Raw genomic sequence first — 1830 nt, 5'->3', positions numbered from 1 at the left:
CCGGGCGCCCCGTACTAGCGGACCTAGAACTGCGGTGCCGCCGGCCGCGCCGGGGCCGCGACCGGCTCCGGGTGGTCCGTGGCGTCAGCCGGACGATCGGTTCCGCTCGATCAGTTCCAGTCGCCGAGACCGTCGCGGGCGTTCAGGGTCCCGCCCGCGGTGTTCTGCACGATCACCGGGTCGCCCTTCTGGATGTTCTCGAAGAACCACCGGGCGTCCTCGGTGCTCACGTTCAGGCAGCCGTGGCTGGCGTTGGACACGCCCTGCTGCGCCACCGACCACGGCGCGGCGTGCACGAAGATGCCGCTGTTGGAGATGCGGGTCGCGTACTCCACGTCGAGCTTGTAGCCCTCGGGGGCGTCGATCGGCACGCCGTAGGTCGAGGAGTCCATGACCATCTCGCGGAAGCGCTCGCCGACGATGTAGGTGCCGTTGGGCGTCTCGTAACCGGGCTTGCCCAGCGAGGTCGGCATCGTCTTGACGACCTCGCCGTTGCGGGTGACGGTGATGGTCTTGGTGGCGTCGTCGGCGGTGGTGATCTGGGCGTCGCCGATGCGGAAGGCGCTGGTGGTGCCGCCCGCCTCGACGAAGACGTCGGTGTTGGCGGGCCAGAACTCGAAAGGCTTCCAGCGCACCTGACGGTCGCTCCACCAGTAGAAGTGGCCGGGCGCCTCGTTGGACGAGGTGACCTTGATGGCGCGCTCGGCGGCCGCGCGGTCCTCGATCGGCTCCTTGAAGGTGATGATGATCGGCTGCGCCACGCCGACGACCTCGCCGTCGGCGATGTTGATGTTCGGCGGGGCGAAGTTGGCCTGCGGCTCCGGCTCGGTGATCAGCGGGTTGGTCGATCCAAGGTCGACACCGGGGATCAGCGGCTCGGCCTGCGCGGGAGCGATGAGCAGCGCGCCCGCGGCGGCGATCGACGCGGACAGCAGGACGCCCTGGCGAAGCCGGAGGGACAGCCGGTCTCGCATCGGCAGCGACCTGTTGTTCGTAACGGCATGCATAGGTGAATCGTCCATTCCATCCCGGCGCGGGGCGCCAGGGACATCTCATCGGTGTGGGGTCTCGCCGCGACCTGCCCCGAGGGGCCGACCACGTGGGTGTTTCGCGAAGACCTGCCACGGGTACTGATGCGGGTGCCGGGTGTTTCTCCAGCTCCCGCGTGAGTGAGTACGGCTCGACCGCGTGAGTACGGCTCGACCGCGTCCATTCCTACCCGCCGCGGCCGACCCGGGGCCACTCGCGCGTGGCCGTCATGCGTGACGCGCATCATCGGTGAGAGTGGTCACAGAAGTTGTGTCCCGGTGCGGCTTTTCGTGAAACTGGCCGGTCACGTGCCTGGATGGCATACGGCAGGCCAAGAGGCCGTACGTTCGGTTTGCACGCTGGTCAGGGCGGGTTGTGAGGCATATCACGGACCCGTAGCCGGTTCGTCGCGGCGACGGCGGACGGCCGCGAGCGCGTCCGCTCCCCCGACCCTCAGGGCGCCGCCACGTCCCACTTGCCGAAGGGGGTCGCCAGGCAGCTCTGCCCGCTGGTCGTGCTCCAGGCGAAGGCGCCAGTCAGGGGTTCGGCGGCATCCCGATCGCCGTCGGTGTCGGCCAGGACGCGATGGCCACCAGCACGGTCGGCGACGCGGACGGCGGTGGACAGGTGGCGGTCGCGATCGCCTTCGAGGGCTCGCGCGCCGAGGCGGGCGGCCCGGACGACCCGGCGGTGTGTGTCGGCGCGGGCGCCGTCGCCGGGAGCACGACCAGCGGGCGGGGCGGCCGGGCGGCCCCCCGCCGCCAGGGGGGGGGGGGGGGGCCCCGAGGGGGGGGGGGGGGT

Annotated in this window: 1 protein-coding gene and 1 pseudogene; both read right to left on the bottom strand. The window is 71.0% G+C overall.

Features of this window, described 5'->3' with window-relative positions:
* Nucleotides 1–110 precede the first annotated feature (110 nt).
* A complete protein-coding gene (locus QH283_RS15825) occupies nt 111–974 on the bottom strand; it encodes a L,D-transpeptidase (RefSeq protein ID WP_280503752.1) in 864 nt (287 codons plus the stop codon).
* Between the two features lie 508 nt (nt 975–1482).
* Nucleotides 1483–1830 (bottom strand): annotated as a pseudogene (locus QH283_RS15820) (hypothetical protein); the annotation flags it as partial.

It is taken from the genome of Nocardia farcinica, from assembly GCF_029867845.1.
GTDB lineage: Bacteria > Actinomycetota > Actinomycetes > Mycobacteriales > Mycobacteriaceae > Nocardia > Nocardia farcinica_A.
The sequence above is the reverse complement of the archived record's forward strand: the minus strand, read 5'-3'. Positions and strand labels throughout refer to the sequence as shown.